General features: G+C 70.8%; 14 protein-coding genes. 4 read left to right on the forward strand and 10 right to left on the reverse strand.

The features are described from left to right. Window positions 1-140: 140 nt before the first annotated feature. Together ACIQFZ_RS01500 and ACIQFZ_RS01505 are read left to right on the forward strand one after the other, a co-directional pair. On the forward strand, window positions 141-875 hold the full coding sequence (locus tag ACIQFZ_RS01500) for a transglycosylase SLT domain-containing protein (protein ID WP_365418199.1): 735 nt from the start codon (window positions 141-143) through the stop codon (window positions 873-875). A gap of 132 nt (window positions 876-1,007) precedes the next feature. Further along, a complete protein-coding gene (locus tag ACIQFZ_RS01505; protein WP_365774035.1) occupies window positions 1,008-2,318 on the forward strand; it encodes an AI-2E family transporter in 1,311 nt (436 codons plus the stop codon). A gap of 57 nt (window positions 2,319-2,375) precedes the next feature. Here the strand turns inward: ACIQFZ_RS01505 and ACIQFZ_RS01510 are convergent, their stop codons facing one another. After that, window positions 2,376-2,909, reverse strand: coding sequence for an alkyl hydroperoxide reductase (locus tag ACIQFZ_RS01510; protein ID WP_361413143.1), 534 nt, complete (start codon window positions 2,907-2,909; stop codon window positions 2,376-2,378). Between the two features lie 4 nt (window positions 2,910-2,913). Further along, a complete protein-coding gene (locus tag ACIQFZ_RS01515; protein ID WP_141366301.1) occupies window positions 2,914-3,468 on the reverse strand; it encodes a peroxiredoxin in 555 nt (184 codons plus the stop codon). A gap of 133 nt (window positions 3,469-3,601) precedes the next feature. Here ACIQFZ_RS01515 and ACIQFZ_RS01520 point away from each other — a divergent pair, with 133 nt between their 5' ends. After that, on the forward strand, window positions 3,602-4,561 hold the full coding sequence (locus ACIQFZ_RS01520) for a hydrogen peroxide-inducible genes activator (protein ID WP_402690370.1): 960 nt from the start codon (window positions 3,602-3,604) through the stop codon (window positions 4,559-4,561). Window positions 4,562-4,607: 46 nt separating this feature from the next. Here the strand turns inward: ACIQFZ_RS01520 and ACIQFZ_RS01525 are convergent, their stop codons facing one another. From ACIQFZ_RS01525 to ACIQFZ_RS01545, 5 genes are all read right to left on the reverse strand, one after another. Further along, complete coding sequence (locus ACIQFZ_RS01525; protein WP_402690371.1) at window positions 4,608-6,944, reverse strand: ABC transporter permease; 2,337 nt, start codon at window positions 6,942-6,944, stop codon at window positions 4,608-4,610. Continuing rightward, complete coding sequence (locus tag ACIQFZ_RS01530; RefSeq protein WP_376651266.1) at window positions 6,941-7,630, reverse strand: ABC transporter ATP-binding protein; 690 nt, start codon at window positions 7,628-7,630, stop codon at window positions 6,941-6,943. The genes ACIQFZ_RS01525 and ACIQFZ_RS01530 overlap by 4 nt, the downstream gene beginning before the upstream one ends. Next, window positions 7,627-8,151, reverse strand: a complete 525-nt coding sequence (locus ACIQFZ_RS01535; protein WP_361413147.1) for a PadR family transcriptional regulator — start codon at window positions 8,149-8,151, stop codon at window positions 7,627-7,629. Before ACIQFZ_RS01535 ends, ACIQFZ_RS01530 begins: the two co-directional genes overlap by 4 nt. Window positions 8,152-8,256: 105 nt before the next feature. After that, entirely contained in the window at window positions 8,257-8,520 is a 264-nt protein-coding gene (locus ACIQFZ_RS01540) for a hypothetical protein (protein WP_225075367.1), read from the reverse strand. Then, window positions 8,517-9,410, reverse strand: coding sequence for an SPFH domain-containing protein (locus ACIQFZ_RS01545; protein WP_365418225.1), 894 nt, complete (start codon window positions 9,408-9,410; stop codon window positions 8,517-8,519). The genes ACIQFZ_RS01540 and ACIQFZ_RS01545 overlap by 4 nt, the downstream gene beginning before the upstream one ends. Window positions 9,411-9,752: 342 nt before the next feature. On the opposite strand from ACIQFZ_RS01545, the gene ACIQFZ_RS01550 reads away from it, so the two are divergent. Further along, on the forward strand, window positions 9,753-12,101 hold the full coding sequence (locus tag ACIQFZ_RS01550) for a transglycosylase domain-containing protein (RefSeq protein ID WP_402690372.1): 2,349 nt from the start codon (window positions 9,753-9,755) through the stop codon (window positions 12,099-12,101). Window positions 12,102-12,477: 376 nt separating this feature from the next. Here the strand turns inward: ACIQFZ_RS01550 and ACIQFZ_RS01555 are convergent, their stop codons facing one another. From ACIQFZ_RS01555 to ACIQFZ_RS01565, 3 genes are all read right to left on the reverse strand, one after another. Further along, on the reverse strand, window positions 12,478-14,661 hold the full coding sequence (locus tag ACIQFZ_RS01555) for a SpoIIE family protein phosphatase (protein ID WP_383058207.1): 2,184 nt from the start codon (window positions 14,659-14,661) through the stop codon (window positions 12,478-12,480). A 285-nt stretch (window positions 14,662-14,946) separates the two neighbouring features. Then, complete coding sequence (locus ACIQFZ_RS01560) at window positions 14,947-15,639, reverse strand: DUF402 domain-containing protein (protein ID WP_365774042.1); 693 nt, start codon at window positions 15,637-15,639, stop codon at window positions 14,947-14,949. 72 nt (window positions 15,640-15,711) lie between these two features. Next, window positions 15,712-17,097, reverse strand: a complete 1,386-nt coding sequence (locus tag ACIQFZ_RS01565; RefSeq protein WP_365774044.1) for a class II fumarate hydratase — start codon at window positions 17,095-17,097, stop codon at window positions 15,712-15,714. Between the last annotated feature and the right edge of the window lie 49 nt (window positions 17,098-17,146).

Here is a 17,146-nt window from a genome sequence, read left to right on the forward strand (position 1 = left end):
CGTCGTCGTATGCCGCCCGAGCACCACGCGGCGCTCCCCTCGAGGGAGTTGCCCACCGGGCCCGCGCCTCCCGTGACCCCGCAGTTGGGAGGCCAGTGCCAGGGGCACGATTGCGTCCGCCAGGGTCACCGAAGCGGGCGATGCTGGAAGGAAACCGTGTGAGCCGGATCTCGGTCCGGGGATTCGCAGTGGCCTCCGCCACCGCGGTCACCGCTGTCGGAAGCGTCGTCGGCGTTGCCTCGGGCAGCACCGCGCAGAACAACGACGCCGAGGCGATGGCAGCCGACGCGACGCTTCTCGCAGACATCCCCATGGGTCAGCAGGCCCAGGTGCAGACCGCCTCCCTGGCACAGCAGGCCGACGCACAGGCCATCGCCGCGGACGCGAGCGCCAAGAAGGAGGCCGAGCAGGCCGCCCGCAAGGCCGCCGCCCAGACGGCGATCGCCAAGAAGGCGGAGGCCGAGACCAAGAAGGCGGAGGCCGAGAAGGCCGCCAAGGAAGCCAAGGAGCGTGCCGCGCTCCAGGCGGCGGCCAGCCGTTCCGCGAGCCGCGACGCCTCCAGCTTCCCGGTGCAGAGCTCGTACAGCATCTCGCAGATCCAGGCGATGGCGCGCTCGATGGTGCCCGCGGGCCAGTTCCAGTGCTTCAGCAACATCGTGGACCACGAGTCCAGCTGGAACTACCGGGCGGTCAACCCCTCCTCCGGCGCGTACGGCCTGTTCCAGGCGCTGCCCGGCTCCAAGATGTCCTCCGTGGGCGCCGACTGGCAGACCAACCCGGCCACCCAGATCAAGTGGGGCCTGAACTACATGGACAGCCGCTACGGCAGCCCCTGCGACGCGTGGAACTTCTGGCAGGCCAACCACTGGTACTGAGCCGGACCACCGCCGAACTCAACCTCCGCACAGCCCCTCCCCGTCTTAGGGGGAGGGGCTGTTGCCCTGTACGGTCGGACCGGACGACTCCAGGGGGGAGTGGTGGGGAGAGACGGGGGAAGAGGACGGATCATGTCGCGAGTGCCAGGGTGGCTCGGCCGGCTCGGCGCCGGACTCACCGAAATGGGTGAGCGGTTGGACGAGCGCCGCGCCGAAGTGGAGAAGGACCACACCGACCCCGCCGGGCCGGAGCCGGACGTGGATCCCCAGCCCCTGCCGGACCCGATCGCCAACCACGCCCGGTCCGATCCCGCCCAGGCCGTGCCGTGGGGCGTACGGGTGGCGGCGGAGGCAGGCTGGCGAGTGCTGGTGCTCGCGGGCACGGTGTGGGTGCTGATGCGCGCCATCAGCGCCATCCAGCTGGTGGTGCTCGCGTTCGTCACCGCGCTGCTCATCACGGCGCTGCTCCAGCCGACGGTGGCGTGGCTGAGGCGGTACGGGCTGCCGCGCGGGCCGGCCACCGCGCTCACCGCGATCCTCGGCTTCGTCATCATGGGGCTGATCGGGTGGTTCGTGACCTGGCAGGTCATGGAGAACATCGACACGCTCTCCACCCAGATCCAGGACGGCATCGACCAGCTGCGCAAGTGGCTGCTGAACAGCCCCTTCCATGTGACCGACAAGCAGATCAACCAGATAGCGAAGAACCTGCGGGACGCGGTCGGCGCCAACACCGACCAGATCACCTCGGCCGGCCTTCAGGGCGTGACGGTGATCGTGGAGGCGCTGACCGGGATTCTGCTGACGGTCTTCTCCACGCTGTTCCTGCTCTACGACGGCCGGCGCATCTGGGAGTGGACGCTGAAGCTGGTGCCGGCGGCGGCGCGTCCGGGCGTGGCCGGTGCCGGTCCGCGGGCCTGGCGCACGCTGACCGCGTACGTGCGCGGCACGGTGATCGTGGCGCTGATCGACGCGATCTTCATCGGGCTGGGGATCTACTTCCTCAATGTGCCGATGGCGGTGCCGCTGGCCGTCTTCATCTTCCTGTTCGCCTTCATCCCGCTGGTGGGCGCGGTGGTGTCGGGCGCGCTGGCGGTGGTCGTGGCGCTGGTCACCCAGGGAGTCTTCACCGCGGTGATGGTGCTGGTGGTGGTGCTGGCGGTGCAGCAGCTCGAGGGGCACGTGCTGCAACCGTTCATCCTCGGCCGGGCGGTGCGGGTGCACCCGCTGGCTGTGGTCCTGTCGGTCGCCGCGGGCGGGCTGATCGCGGGGATCGGCGGCGCGGTGGTGGCGGTGCCGCTGGTGGCGGTGACGAACTCGGCGGTGGGATATCTGCGGGCCTATGCGCGCGAGCAGGAGCGGCGTCAGGCACGGATGCACGAGCCGGCTCCGGCGGAGCCGGCCACCGTGCCGTCCGGCTCGGGGAGTTCCGAACCGAGTTGAAACCAACGAACCCCGTCCACCCTCGAGGGTGGACGGGGTTCGGTCATGCGGTGCGCGTCACTCCGCGAGGGCCGCTTCCGCGTCGAGGGTCGTCGCGACGGCCTGGACCACCGCGGCGATCTTGAAGGCCTCCTGGACGACCTCGCGCTCCACGCCGGCCTTGCGCAGGACCTGCTCGTGGGAGTCGAGGCACATGCCGCAGCCGTTGATGGCGGAGACGGCGAAGGACCACAGCTCGAAGTCGACCTTGTCGACACCGGGGTTGCCGATGACGTTCATCCGCAGGCCGGCCCGCAGGGTGCCGTACTCCTGGTCGGACAGGAGGTGGCGGGTGCGGTAGAAGACGTTGTTCATCGCCATGACGGCCGCCGCGGCCTTCGCCGCGGTGTACGCCTCCGGCGACAGGTTCGCCTTCGCCTCCGGCTCCAGCTCACGCAGGACGATCGGCGAGCGCGAGGCGATCGCCGTGGCCAGCACCGTGCCCCACAGCTGCTGCGCGGGCAGGTCGCTGTTGCCGATGACCGAGCCCAGGTTGAGCTTCAGGTCCTTGGCGTAGTCCGGGACGGCGGACTTCAGGGAGTCCAGGGACATGGGGTCACTCACCCGCCAGCAGGGCGACCGGGTCGAGGGTCTCGTCGCCCTTGGTCCAGTTGCAGGGGCACAGCTCGTCCGTCTGGAGGGCGTCCAGAACCCGCAGGACCTCCTTGGGGTTACGGCCGACCGAGCCCGCCGTCACCATGGAGAACTGGATCTCGTTGTTCTGGTCCACGATGAAGACCGCGCGCTTGGCGAAGCCGTCCTCGCCCTCGATGCCGAGGTCGCGCATCAGCTCGTGCTTGGAGTCCGCCATCATCGGGAACGGCAGGTCACGCAGGTCGTCGTGGTCCTTGCGCCAGGCGTGGTGGACGAACTCCGAGTCGCCGGAGAAGCCGAGGACCTGGGCGTCGCGGTCGGCGAACTCGTCGTTCAGCTTGCCGAAGGCGGCGATCTCGGTCGGGCACACGAAGGTGAAGTCCTTGGGCCAGGCGAAGACGACCTTCCACTTGCCCTCGTAGGTCTTGTGGTCGATCGTCTCGAACTCCTTGCCCTTCTCCAGCGAGACGCAGGCGGTCAGTTCGAACGCGGGGAACTTGTCACCGACAGTGAGCACGTGCTCTCCTTGCAGCGAGGAAACACCGGTCGTACTGGTGATTCCCATGGGTTGGACGATGCTGATGTTGGCACACGGTGCATTGATTACAGAAATAGCTACACTCGGTCGGGTTGATCGGAGGTGGTTATCAGTGACCGTCGGTAATCCCGGAAAGCGCAGGCAGCCTAGCCTGTCCCAGTTGCGCGCCTTCGCCGCCGTCGCGGAGCACCTGCACTTCCGGGACGCCGCCGCGGCGATCGGCGTGAGCCAGCCGGCCCTCTCCGGAGCCGTCTCCTCGCTGGAGGAGACACTCGGTGTCACGCTGCTGGAGCGTACGACGCGCAAGGTGCTGCTCTCGCCCGCCGGTGAGCGGCTCGCCGTCCGGGCCAAGGCCGTGCTCGGGGAGGTCGGCGCCCTGCTGGAGGAGGCCGAGGCCGTCCGGGCGCCCTTCACCGGCGTACTGCGGCTCGGCGTCATCCCCACCGTCGCGCCCTATCTGCTGCCCACCGTGCTGCGGCTCGTCCACGATCGCTACCCCGACCTCGACCTCCAGGTCCACGAGGAGCAGACCGCCAACCTGCTGGACGGGCTCGCCGGCGGGCGGCTCGACCTGCTGCTCCTCGCCGTCCCCCTCGGCGTGCCCGGCATCGTCGAACTCCACCTGTTCGACGAGGACTTCGTCCTGGTGACCCCGCTCGACCACCGGCTCGGCGGCCGGGAGGGCATCCCGCGCGAGGCCCTGAAGGAGCTCAATCTGCTGCTGCTCGACGAGGGGCACTGCCTGCGCGACCAGGCGCTCGACATCTGCCGCGAGGCCGGGCGCGAGAACGCCCCGGTGACGACGACCGCCGCGGGGCTGTCCACCCTCGTCCAGCTCGTCGCCGGCGGCCTCGGCTGCACCCTGCTGCCCCGTACCGCCCTCAGGGTCGAGACCTCCCGCAACAGCCAGCTCCTCACCGGCTACTTCGCCGACCCCGCACCCTCCCGCCGTATCGCCCTGGCCATGCGCACCGGCGCGGCCCGCGCCGCCGAGTACCGGGAACTGGCCGCCGCCCTGCGCGCGGACCTGCGGCCCCTGCCGGTGCGGGTGCTGGACGGCGGCCGGGACTGAGCCCCCGGGTGCGGGGTCCCAGTCCCGGGTGATCAGTCCCGGATGATCACTCCGTGCGCAGGCCTTCGGGGCGCATCAGGCGCAGCAGCGGCGGAAGGCTGAGCAGGGTGACCGCGAGGACGACTCCCGCGCCCATGCCGGTCATCGCCAGCACGCTCGGCCAGTGCACGCCCACCGTCGTGCCCGTCATCTTCAGCAGCACCGCTCCCAGCGTCACCCCCACCGCCGCGGCCAGCAGCAGGCCGAGCATGATCGGGATCGCCGTCTGCCACAGCACCGACAGGCTCAGCGTGCGCCGCCGGGTACCGAAGGCGACCAGCGCCGACAGCAGCTTCTTCCGCTCCCGCAACTGCTCCAGCTGCGACACCAGCAGGCTCGCCCCGATCAGCAGCAGCACACAGGTCGCGCCGACGAACAGGCCGGTGCGGATGGAAGCGAACTTCTTCGACTCCTCGGTGGCGACCCACACGTGCGCGCCCGTCATCGGGTCGATCGCCGCCGCCGTGTTGCGCACGTGCTCGTGCACGCTCGGGACCGACTGGTCGATCGACAGGTAGATCTGTCCCCAGACCGTCGTGGCCGTCCCCGGGGGCGCGGCAGCCGGTGTCACCAGCAGGCCGCTGCGCTTTTCTCCCATGGGGTCCTCGACCGAGCGGGCGGGCTTCAAGGTGGCCGGGACGGTCCACGGAACATCGTCCTGCTCCACGCCCGAGGACATGTCGAAGTACAGCTCGCGGCCGGGCTTGGCCAGCTTCACGGTGTCGGCATCGAACTGGCTGCCGCTGAGGGCGAAGACGTCCCCGTCGCGGCAGGAGGACATGCGTGCCACTTCGCGCAGGGAGGCGCAGTCGCCGATCGTCACCGTGGCCGAGACACGAGATTCCTCCTCGCTCTTCCAGGACTTGTCACCGACCGATGCCTGGGACAGCACCGTGGCCTTCCGCACGCCCTTCGTGGCCGAGAACTTCTCGGCGGCCCCGGTGAGCGAGATGCCCCGCGGCGCGCTCACCTCCATCTGGGCCCGGTGGAGGTTCTTTCCGGAGTCCTTGGTGTAGTTGCCCTGGACCCCGGCGAAGAGCATCTGGAGCGCGATCGCCCCGGCCACCGCGACCGCGATGCCGCTGACCAGCCGTGCCGCCGTACCGCTGCTCAACTGGAGCCGCCGTACCGCCAGTTGCCAGGCCACTGAGCCGCCGCCGAGCCGGGCGACGACCGTCTCCACGGTCCACGGCAGCAGCGCGGTCACCCCGATCAGCAGCAGGGTCACGCCGCCGATCACCAGGTACTGGTTGAAGTCCCCGTTGCCGCGGCCCTGGCCGAACATCGGGTAGAGCATCCCCAGCCCCACGACGGGAAGCAGCAGCCGCCACCACAGCCGGCGCCGCGCGGGCTTCGCCGTGCGCACCACGCCCAGCGGCTCGATGACCACTCCGCGCAGCGCCAGCAGGGTGACCAGCACCGCCGCGGCCGGCACCGCGACCGCGACCAGCGCGGCCAGCCAGGGGGAGGGGTTGAGGTAGCTGGGGAAGACGCTGATGCCGACGACCTCGACGGACCCGGCGGCCTGACGGCCGATCAGGAAGAAGACCGTGCCGAAGACCAGCCCGAGCAACGCGCCCGCCATCGCCTCGCCGGCCGCGATGCGACGGGTCATCCGGCCGTCGGAGCCGACCAGCCGGAGTGCGGCGAGCCTGCGGTCGCGCTGCTCGCCGCCGAACCGCACCGCCGCGGCGATGAACACGGCCACCGGCATCAGCAGCGCCACGAAGACGACCATCACGAGCAGCAGCAGCACCGGGTCCGAGCGCTCCGTCCGATGCGGACTGCCGTACTCGGTGATCCGGGCCACCTGCCAGCCGTTGATGCGCGGCGCCAGGTTCTCCACGCCCGCGTAGTAGGCCATTTCTCGGGAGCCGATGAGTCCGCTCTCGGCGATCGTGCCCACCACGCGGTACGGCAGCCGCTCCCGCAGCAGCCTCCCGGAGCCGGAGTCGAGCAGTTCCCCGAGCGCGGGGGAGACCACCATCTCGCCCGGCTTCGGGTACGCGGCCACGCCCGGGGGAAGCGGCGCCCGCGGCCCCTCGGGCTCGACCAGTCGTCCGCGCACATCCTTGTCTCGGTACTTGGTGTCGACGTCCGCGATCACCAGGGTGTCGTCGGCCTTCGGCGGGGGGTTCTGGCTGTAGGTGTAGTCCTCGCGGGCCTCGCTCCGCTCGTGCCGTACCGACAGCGCGCTCGGTATCGCGGTCGTGAGCAGCAGCAGAGCCACGCCGAGCCCGACGCCGACCGCCGTGAGCACGACCCGGAGCCATCCCTCGCGTCCCCCCGTGAACGCGAACCTGGCCCCCATGCTCAGGTCGCGGGCCCACTGACGCGCACTCATGCGATCCGCTCCATGTCCCGGGACTTGCCGTCCCGTACGACGATCTCGCGGTCGGAGTACGCGGCGACCCGCGCCTCGTGGGTGACGAGGACGACCGCCGCGTTGGACGACCGGGCGGCCTCCGTGAGCAGTTCCATCACCCGCTCGCCGTTGAGCGAGTCCAGGGCGCCGGTCGGCTCGTCGGCGAACAGTACACGCGGGTCGGTGACCAGCGCCCGGGCGACCGCGACGCGCTGCCCCTGACCGCCGGAGACCTCGCCGGGGCGCTTCTTGCGCAGGTCGTCGACCTCCAGCCGGCGCATCCACTCCAGCGCCGCCCGCTCGGCCTCCTTGCGGGAGGTGCCGTTCAGCCGGAGCGGCAGGGCGACGTTCTCCACGCAGGTCAGCTCGGGCACCAGCTGGCCGAACTGGAAGACGAAGCCGAACTCCGAGCGCCTGAGCGCACTGCGCTGGGCGTCGGTCATGGTCGACAGCTCACGGCCGTCGTAGGTGATCGACCCCGAGTCGGGGGTGACGATTCCGGCGAGGCAGTGCAGCAGCGTGGACTTGCCGGAGCCGGAGGGGCCCATCACGGCGACGACCTCGCCGGCGTGGATGGAGAATCCGGCGCCGTCCAGGGCGGTGGTCGGGCCGTAGGCCTTGTGCAGGTTCTCGGCGGCCAGCAGGGAGCCGGGGGGAGGGGTCATCGGGCCACCGCCTCACGGAGCTTGTCGAGGCGGGCCGCGGTCAGCTCCAGCCAGCGCAGATCGGCCTCGAGGTGGAACAGGGCGTGGTCGCAGATGAGTTGGTCGGCGAGATCCCCCTTGCGCTTGCGTTCGGTCAGGATCCGCATGCTGCGCAGGTGCTCGGCGCGCTGGGTGTCGAGGACGTCGGCGGCGTCGCGGTGGGTGAGCAGCGCCAGGACGACCTTGGTGTAGAGCGTCGACTGAAGGTACAGTTCCGGCTTCTCCGGCGTGGCGAGCCACCGCTCCACGTCGGTGACGCCGGCCTCGGTGATCGCGTACCGCTTGCGCTCGGGGCCGTCACCCGCCTCGATTCCGTCGACCTCGACGAGCCCGTTCTTCAGCAGTCGGGACATCGTCGAGTAGACCTGGCCGTAGTGCAGCGGCCGGTCGTGACCGAACTTCTCGTCGAAGGCCCGCTTCAGGTCGTAACCGTGGCGCGGGCCGGACTCAAGGAGTCCCAGGAGGGTGTGACCGATGGACATGCCGACGACTCTACACAGTGTGTATACGCGGCATGTATACATCGAGTGTCCATGCGGCGGCGGAAGGGACGACCGCGCAGGTGGGAGGCGATTGTCACGGTTCTGCTACGGGGTCTGAGGTCCCTCGGGAGGTCGCGGGGTGCGCGGAGGGCGGCCCCGGCGCGGGAGGGGGCCCGCCTCGCCCGGCAGGCGGCCCGTCTCCGCGAGAGCGCGGCGCAGGAGGAACTCGATCTGCGCGTTGGCCGAGCGGAGCTCGTCCGAGGCCCAGCGGGCGAGCGCGTCGTACACCGACGGGTCCAGCCGCAGCAGCACCTGCTTGCGCTGCCGCGGCCGGCGACCGGGCGAGGACCCTTCCTCGGTGGCGGTCACTGGTAGAGCGTCCCGGTGTTCAGTACGGGCTGCGGTGCCCGGTCCCCGCACAGCACCACCATCAGGTTCGACACCATCGCCGCCTTCCGTTCCTCGTCCAGTTCCACGATCCCCTGCTCGGAGATCCGGGCGAGCGCCGCCTCGACCATGCCGACCGCGCCGTCCACGATCTCCCGGCGGGCCGCGACGACCGCACCGGCCTGCTGCCGCTGGAGCATCGCCGAGGCGATCTCGGGTGCGTAGGCCAGATGCGTGAAGCGGGACTCGACGATCTGCACCCCGGCCGCCTCCACGCGCGCGTGGAGTTCGGCGGCGAGCTTCTCGGTGATCTCCTCGGCGTTGCCGCGCAGGGACAGCCCGTCCTCGTCGTGGGCGTCGTAGGGGTACTCGATGGCGATGTGCCGTACGGCCGCCTCGGTCTGGGTGGAGACGAACTCCAGGAAGTCGTCCACCTCGAAGGTGGCCTGCGCGGTGTCCCGCACCTTCCACACCACGACCGCGGCGAGTTCGATGGGGTTGCCGTAGGCGTCGTTGACCTTGAGCACGGCGGTCTCGTGGTTGCGTACGCGGGTGGAGATCTTCGTCCGGGAGGTGAAGGGGTTCACCCAACGCAGCCCGTCCTCGCGGATCGTGCCCCGGTAGCGGCCGAAGAGCTGGACGACCCGGGCTTCGCCGGGCGCGACCGTGTTCAGCCCGCCCATCCCGAGCAGCGCGCCGATGCCGACCAGGAGGGCGACGACGATCAGCGCGGCCTTGGCGCCGGTGGCCGAGGCGTTCACCCCGCCCGCGAACAAGGCCGCCGCGACCAGCAGTCCGAGGAGGCCGAGGAGCAGGGCGATCCCGCCCCCGATGCTGTGCGCCGGGAACTCCCGCACGCGCGGCTCGGGCATTTCGGGCAGTTCGGCCGGGTCGGTGGCGGGTGCGGAGTCCTGCGCGAGGTCGCGCGTGGCGTCGCGCGGTGGCTGTGCGGGCATGGCGGGTCCCCCTGGTCGTCGTAGGCCCGCGGCGTCGCGGGCCATGGTTTCTGTCTATCTAAGTGATATCACTTTATCGCCTCACGGCAACCCTTGGTGCCCCTGGAACGTCGGTTCCACTGGGACAGGTGCTGATTGTCACGTCCGTAATGGGGCGGATCAGGGGGCCTTTGTCATAGACGGCGGTGTTAGCTTTCTGAGCTGACCCGGACCACGCACCTGAGTGACAGCCGAGACGGAAGCGGAGCGTACGGACCCATGGGACGAGCGGAAGACAGACGAGCGCGGCAGCGTGGTGGCCGCCGCGCGGCGCCCCAGGGGTCGTCCGGGATGCCGGCGGCCGGCATAGGACCCGCGGGCGGCGGCAGGGCCGCGGCCCGCCGGGCGGCGAGGCCGGCGGGGAAGAGCGGCATCGGCCGCCTGTTCACCTGGAAGAAGATCCTCGGCACCTTCCTCGGCCTCTGCCTGCTGGGCATGGGCACCTTCATCGTGCTGTACATGGTCGTGGACATACCCGAGGGCAACCCCGACGCGCAGCTCCAGAGCAACGTCTACAAGTACAGCGACGGCTCGATTCTGGCCCGTACCGGCGAGATCAACCGCGAGATGGTGGATCTGTCCAAGGTGCCCAAGGACGTCCAGCACGACTTCGTCGCCGCCGAGAACAAGACCTTCTACACCGACTCCGGCGTCGACCTGAAGGGCACCGCCCGCGGTCTGCTCAACACGCTGTCCGGCAAGGGCGCGCAGGGCGGCTCGACGATCACCCAGCAGTACGTCAAGAACTTCTACCTCAACCAGGACCAGACCATCACGCGCAAGCTGAAGGAACTGGTCATCTCGCTGAAGGTGGACCAGCGGATGTCGAAGGAGGACATCCTCGCCGGCTACATCAACACCAGCTACTACGGCCGGGGCGCCTACGGCATCCAGGCCGCCGCGCAGGCCTACTACCGCGTCGACGCCAAGGATCTCGACGTCCAACAGGGCGCGTACCTCGCCGCCCTGATGCAGGCCCCGAGCCAGTACGACTGGGCCGTCGCGAGCGACACCGGCAAGCGGCTCGCGCAGCAGCGCTGGAACTACGTGCTGGACAACATGGTCAAGCAGGGCTGGCTGGACGCCGGCAAGCGACAGACCATGAAGTTCCCCGTCCCCAAGGAGCCCCGGCCCGCTCCCGGGCGGGAGGGCCAGAAGGGCTACCTGATCGCGCTCGCCAACCAGCAGCTCGAACAGCAGCTGATGAAGGACCAGGGCCTGACCCAGGGCCAGGCGGAGCAGGCGGTCGAAGGTCAGGGCTGGAACATCACCTTGAACATCGACAAGAAGAAGCAGTCCGCGCTGGAGGAGGCGGTCAAGGCCCAGCTCACCAGCAAGCTGGACGCGAAGAAGCGGACGGTGGACGGGCATGTCCAGGCCGGTGCCGTCTCCGTCGACCCGGAGTCCGGGCACATCGTCGCCCTGTACGGCGGCGAGGACTACCTGAAGCACTACCTCAGCAACGCGACCCGGCGGGACTTCCAGCCGGCCTCCACCTTCAAGCCGGTGATCCTGGCCGCGGCGCTGGAGGGGGACTCCAGGACCCAGGACGGCCGGCCGATCGCGGCGAACACCGTCTACGACGGCACCAGCGGCCGTCAGGTCGTCGACCACGGCACCAAGGTCGGCTTCGGGCCGCCCAACGAGGACGACCAGAACTACGGCAACATCACCGTCCAGACGGCCATGAACAAGTCCGTCAACTCCGTCTTCGCGCAGATGGGCATCGACGTGGGCATGGACAGGGTGATGGAGGTCGCCGGCAAGCTCGGCATGAACACCAAGGGCATGCAGGCGGTACCGGCCCAGACGCTGGGCTCCATGGGCGCCAGCCCGCTGGAGATGGCCGGGATGTACGCCACCCTCGACAACCACGGCAAGCAGGTCACCCCGACCATCGTGAAGTCGGCCGAGCAGAAGAGCCGTTCGGTCAAGATGGCCGACCCGATCGGCGAGCAGGTCATCAGCCGCGAGGCCGCCGACACGGTCACCTCCGTGCTGACCGGCGTGGTCGACGACGGTACGGCCCAGGGGTCCGTGCGGAACAATCCCCTGCGCAACGGCCAGCAGGTGGCGGGCAAGACGGGTACGTCCGACGAGAACAAGTCCGCCTGGTTCACCGGCTACACGCCGGGCCTGGTCACCTCCGTCGGCCTGTTCGGCGAGAACCCGAAGACCCACGCGCACACCACGCTGAGCGGTGCCACCGGACTCATCCCGGGCAGCGGCCGTATCAACGGCGGTGGCTACCCCGCGCAGATCTGGGCCGACTACACCTTCAACGCGATGGGCGAGGTCAGCAAGTTCGACCTGGAAGCCAAGCAGGGTGCCGCCGTGGAGCCGTCCACGTCCCCGACGGTCACCGAGTCGCCGAGCGAGACTCCGTCCGAGACGCCCACCACCACCGCGCCGTCGGTGTCCGAGTCGCCCAGCGAGACGCCCAGCCAGACGCCGTCGCAGACACCGAGCCAGACACCGTCGCAGTCGCCGAGCGACACGCCGGCGAGCAGAGAGCCGACAGACGGACCCAGCGACAACCCGCTCCTGCCCAACGCCAACGGTCAGTAAGTTCGAGGTTTCCCGGCTCCCCTGGATCGAGTTGACGGTTGTCCTCGGTCCAGGGTGAGCCGGGTGGAACAGCGGCTTCGGCAACGAGGGCGCGGGCACGATCGACGCCTTTGACCCGAAGCGCCGAAGCGTGTCGCGCGCGTTTGAACGGCGCACTGCGTAAGCGCGGCGGGCCGGTACCGCGGGCTGGTGAGCCGGTTGCGGACCAACGGCCGCAGGACACGCTCACCGGCGGGGTGTGTCCGACCGTTCCGACCGTTCCGGCCTGGTCGGTGGCGAGCTTGCGCAGCCGCTGAGCCCCTCCCGCTCGGCCGCGTTCAGCCCGCCACCCACTGCCTTCCTCGGCTCACATGTCCCAGTCTCCAGGTGGCCAGGATCAACGGGAGGCTTCAGTCGAGGGATTGACCTCGAACCAGACCACCTTGCCCGTACTGAGCCGGGTCGCGCCCCAGCGTCTGGCCATCCGGTTGACCAGGTACAGCCCGCGTCCGCCCTCGTCCGTGGCGCGGGCCTGCCGCAGACGCGGCAACTGCGGGACGTCGTCACCGACCTCGCAGCGCAGCACATCCGTGCGCAGCAGGCGCAGGGTGACCGGGCGGGAGGCGTAGCGCACGGCGTTGGTGACGACCTCGCTGATCAGCAGCTCCACGGAGTCGGTGAGTTCCTCCAGGCCCCAGCGGGCCAGCGCCTGGCGGGCCAGGCGGCGGGCCTGTCCGGGGGCGGCGTTCTCCGGGTCCAGGGTCCAGTACTCCACGTCGTTCGGCGCGATGCCGTCGAAACGGGCGGCGAGGAGCGCGATGTCGTCGTCCCGGTCGCCCGGGCCGAGCATGTCGAGCACCTCGTCGCACAGCGCTTCCAGCGGCGGCGGATGGTCGGGGCCGGTGAGCTGCGCGGTCGCCGAGAGCTTCTCGCGCAGCTGCTCTATGCCCGTCCACACGTCCCGCAGCCGCGACTCGACCAGGCCGTCGGTGTAGAGCAGCAGGGTCGCTCCTGCCGGGGCTTCCAGCTCGACCGCCTCGAAGTCGACGCCGCCGACGCCGATCGGAGCGCCCGGCGGCACCCGCAGCACCTCCGAGCGGCCGCCCAGGTGCAGCAGGACCGGCGGCGGGTGGCCGGCGTTGGCGATGGTGATGCGGTGCGCGACCGGGTCGTAGACCGCGTACAGGCAGGTCGCCATGCGGTCGGAGCCCAGGCGCTGCGCCTGCTCGTCGAGGTGGTGCAGCACCTCCTGCGGCGGCAGGTCGAGCCCGGCCAGGGTCTGCGCGGTGGTGCGCAGCTGGCCCATGATCGCGGCCGAGGTCATGGAGTGGCCCATGACGTCGCCGACGACGAGGGCGACCCGGCTGCCGGGCAGCGGGATCGCGTCGTACCAGTCCCCGCCGACCCGCGCGGTCTCCGCGGCGGGCAGATAGCGGGAGGCCAGCCGTACGCCGGTGGGGCGGGGCAGCGTCTCCGGCAGCATGGTGCGCTGCAACTCGTCGGCGATGTACGCCTCACGGCCGTACAGCACCGCTTTGTCGATGCCGAGGGCGCTGTGCGTCGCGAGCTGTGCGGCGACGAGCAGGTCGTCGGGCTGGAACGCGTGGCGCTCCGGGCGGCGCAGGAACAGCGCGGCACCGATGACCCGGCGCCGGCCGCGCAGCGGGGCGAGAATGGTGCGCTGCCCGTCGGGCACGACCAACGCGGAGTCCTCGCCGAGAAGTTCCGTCAGGGCGGCGTGGGCGGACGCGGTGTCCGTGAACACCGGACGTACGCCGCGCAGCACCTCGCCCAGCGCGGAGCCGGGCCGTACCTCGCACAGCTCGTTGGTCACCGCCGACAGCTCGGCCGGCTGCTCCGGCACCGGCGCCGGCATGAACCCCAGCTCGGTGTCGCGCTCCGCCGGTATCCGGTCGGTGCGCCGCAGCCGCAGGACGAGCGGGCCGGCGGGCCGCTCGTCGCCCACCGGCAGCGGCTCGCGCAGATATACGAGGATGGCGTCGGAGAAGGTCGGCACGGTGGCCCGGCACAGCCCCAGGACGATCTCGTCGAGGTCCATGCCGCGGGCGATGCGCCGGGTGGCCGCCCCCACGAACCGCAGTCGGTCCCCGTCCCGGCGCATCGGCAGCGTCCGCCCGGGCGGCAGCCCCTGTCCGGTACGGCGCTCCCGGCCGTCGGGAAGCACACCGCGCCCGGCCCGCCGGTCCTGGCCGCCGGGCCCGCCCGCCGCGCGGGGTGCCTCGGGGTTCGCCTGCCCGGAGTCGGTGCCGTCGGGGGTTCCGTCCTCGCCGGTCCTGCCCCCGGGGACCCTGGCCGCCGCGTCCGGCTGGGCGGGGATGCCCTCCGGCGCGGGGCGCGGACGGTGTGCGTCGGGCTCGGCGGACGCCGGCTGGGAGTGCTCGGATCCGGCCGCGCCGACCGGACGCGGCGCGTCGTCGGCCGGGCCGGACTGAAGCGGTAACGCCGCGGCCCCCGGGGTGGTGGGGGTACGCAGAAGCGCCCCACGGGCGTCCGCGGGGTCGGCGCCCGGCTGGGGGCGTTCGAAGGAGGTCGGCTGCTCCGTCACGCGTGTCGAATCCATCCGTCCGGGGCTGCGCGCCGGGCGCGCAGTTCGTCCCGCCGTAGACCCGATACCCGGAATACATGCCCCAGGAACGGATTTCCGGCGTGGTCAGAGGCTGTTTCTGTGCCGCCGGCGAACCGACCGCGGTCCGCACGGGTGTTGCCCTCGTACCCCTCGCTCACGTCCTGCCGCCCCTCGGTGACGTTCGATCAGACCCGGTTTGTGCTCCGGGAGTTGGTACCGGACCTTCGCCTGTTGCGGAGGACGATCCTACGTTTCCCGCCCGGGGGCGCATCAAGGGTCTCATGAGGCCACGCGTGTGGGGGAGCGGTCCCAGTCGTCCGGCAGTGACGGTACCTCCCAGGCCGGGTCCGGGCGCCACTGCTGCCAGGACTCGCAGAACGGCGGCCGCCAGGCGCGGATCGTCTCCACCGCATCCCGGCCCGCGGCCCGGACCCGTTCGGCGAGTTCGGCGTCCACCAGTCCGTCCCGCTGCGCCTGCGCGAACTCGTCCTCGTCCCGCCAGTGCCAACTGCGGTCCGGGTGAACGGAGATGTCCAGAAAGTGATCCTCGGAGTCCACCCCGTCCGCCCAGCGGGCCAGTGGTTCCTCCAGGTTGACGTACCAGTTCTTGAACCGCCAGCCGGGCTCCCAGAACAGCCACACCGACCAGGGCTCGCCGGGCCGGGCCAGCTTCAGCACGCCCGTGCCGAACCAGCGGTCGCGCTGCACGGCGCGCGGCTTGGTGTAACGCGACGCGAGCGGTTCCAGGTGCACGGGTGTGCCGTCGGCGAGCACGGGTCTGACGCACTCGGTGCCGGGCGCCATCCACACGGCGAGCAGCCCCGGGTCGTCCTGTACGACGGTCACGGGCCGCACGATGTGGAAGCGCGCGCCGCCGTTCTCCCGGTACCGCCACAGGATCCGGCTGCCGGGGGTCCAGGGCGTCGCCGCACCGCCCGTCGTCGCGCGTGCGGTCGCTCCGTCGTGTGCCATGGGCAAATATTAGGTGCCCGGGGCATCCGCCGCCGTGCAGGACGTCAGGGTTCACGCCCCGGCAGCACCAGGTTACGGACGTGTCATCCGCAGGACGTCCAGCGCCCGGTCGAGTTGCTCCGTCGTGAGCAGGCCGCGCTCGACGTAGCCGCCTTCCACGACGACCTGACGGATCGTCTTCTGCTCGGCCAGCGCCCTCTTGGCGACCTTCGCCGCCTCCTCGTACCCCAGGTACTTGTTGAGTGGGGTGACCACGGACGGTGAGGACTCGGCGTACTCGCGGGCGCGTTCGCGGTGGGCGACGATCCCGTCCACGGTCCGGTCGGCGAGCAGCCGGGACACGTTGGCCAGCAGCCGGACCGACTCCAGCACGTTCTTGGCGATGACCGGGAGCATGACGTTGAGCTCGAAGTTGCCGGCGGCGCCGGCAGTGGCGACGGTGGCGTCGTTGCCGACGACCTGGGCGCAGACCATGAGCACGGCCTCGGGGATGACCGGGTTGACCTTGCCGGGCATGATCGAGGAACCGGGCTGGAGGTCGGGCAGGGAGATCTCGGCGAGCCCGGTCCTGGGCCCGGAGGCCATCCACCGCAGATCGTTGGCGATTTTCGTCAGCCCGACGGCGATGGTCCGCAGCTGGCCGCTGGTCTCGACGATGCCGTCCCTGGCCCCCTGCGCCTCGAAGTGGTCGCGGGCCTCGGTGAGCGGCAGCCCGGTGGCGCGGGCGACCTCCTCGATCACGGCGGCGGAGAAGCCGGGCGGGGTGTTGATGCCGGTGCCGACGGCGGTGCCGCCGAGGGGCAGCTCGGCCAGTCGGGGCAGGGAGGCGTTCAGGCGCTCGACGCCGTACCGCACCTGGGCCGCGTACCCGGCGAACTCCTGGCCGAGGGTCACGGGTGTGGCGTCCATCAGGTGCGTCCGTCCGGACTTCACCACGTCGGCGAACTCCTCGGCCTTGCGGGTGAGCGCGCTCGCGAGGTGGTCCAGGGCGGGCACCAGATCGCGGGTGACGGCGGCGGTGGCGGCGATGTGGATCGACGACGGGAAGACGTCGTTGGAGGACTGCGAGGCGTTGACGTGGTCGTTGGGGTGCACGTCCCGGCCCAGCCGTTCACCGGCGAGGGTGGCGATGACCTCGTTGGTGTTCATGTTGGACGAGGTCCCGGACCCGGTCTGGAACACGTCGACGGGGAAGTGCTCGTCCCATTTGCCCTCGGCGACCTCGGCCGCCGCGTCCTGGATCGCCCCGGCGACGTCCTCGTCCAGCACCCCCAGCCGTGCGTTCACCTTGGCCGCGGCGCCCTTGATCCGCGCCAGCGCCTCGATGTGCGCGCGTTCGAGCCGCTGCCCGGAGACGGGGAAGTTCTCCACCGCCCGCTGCGTCTGCGCACGCCACTTGGCGTGCACGGGGACCTGGACCTCGCCCATGGAGTCGTGCTCGATGCGGTATTCGCTCATACCGCGTACAGCGCGGGCGGCGGTGCGGATGTTCCGGCGGTGGTCCGGA

The sequence above is a fragment of the Streptomyces sp. NPDC093064 genome, assembly GCF_044754605.1.
Classification (GTDB): Bacteria; Actinomycetota; Actinomycetes; order Streptomycetales; family Streptomycetaceae; genus Streptomyces.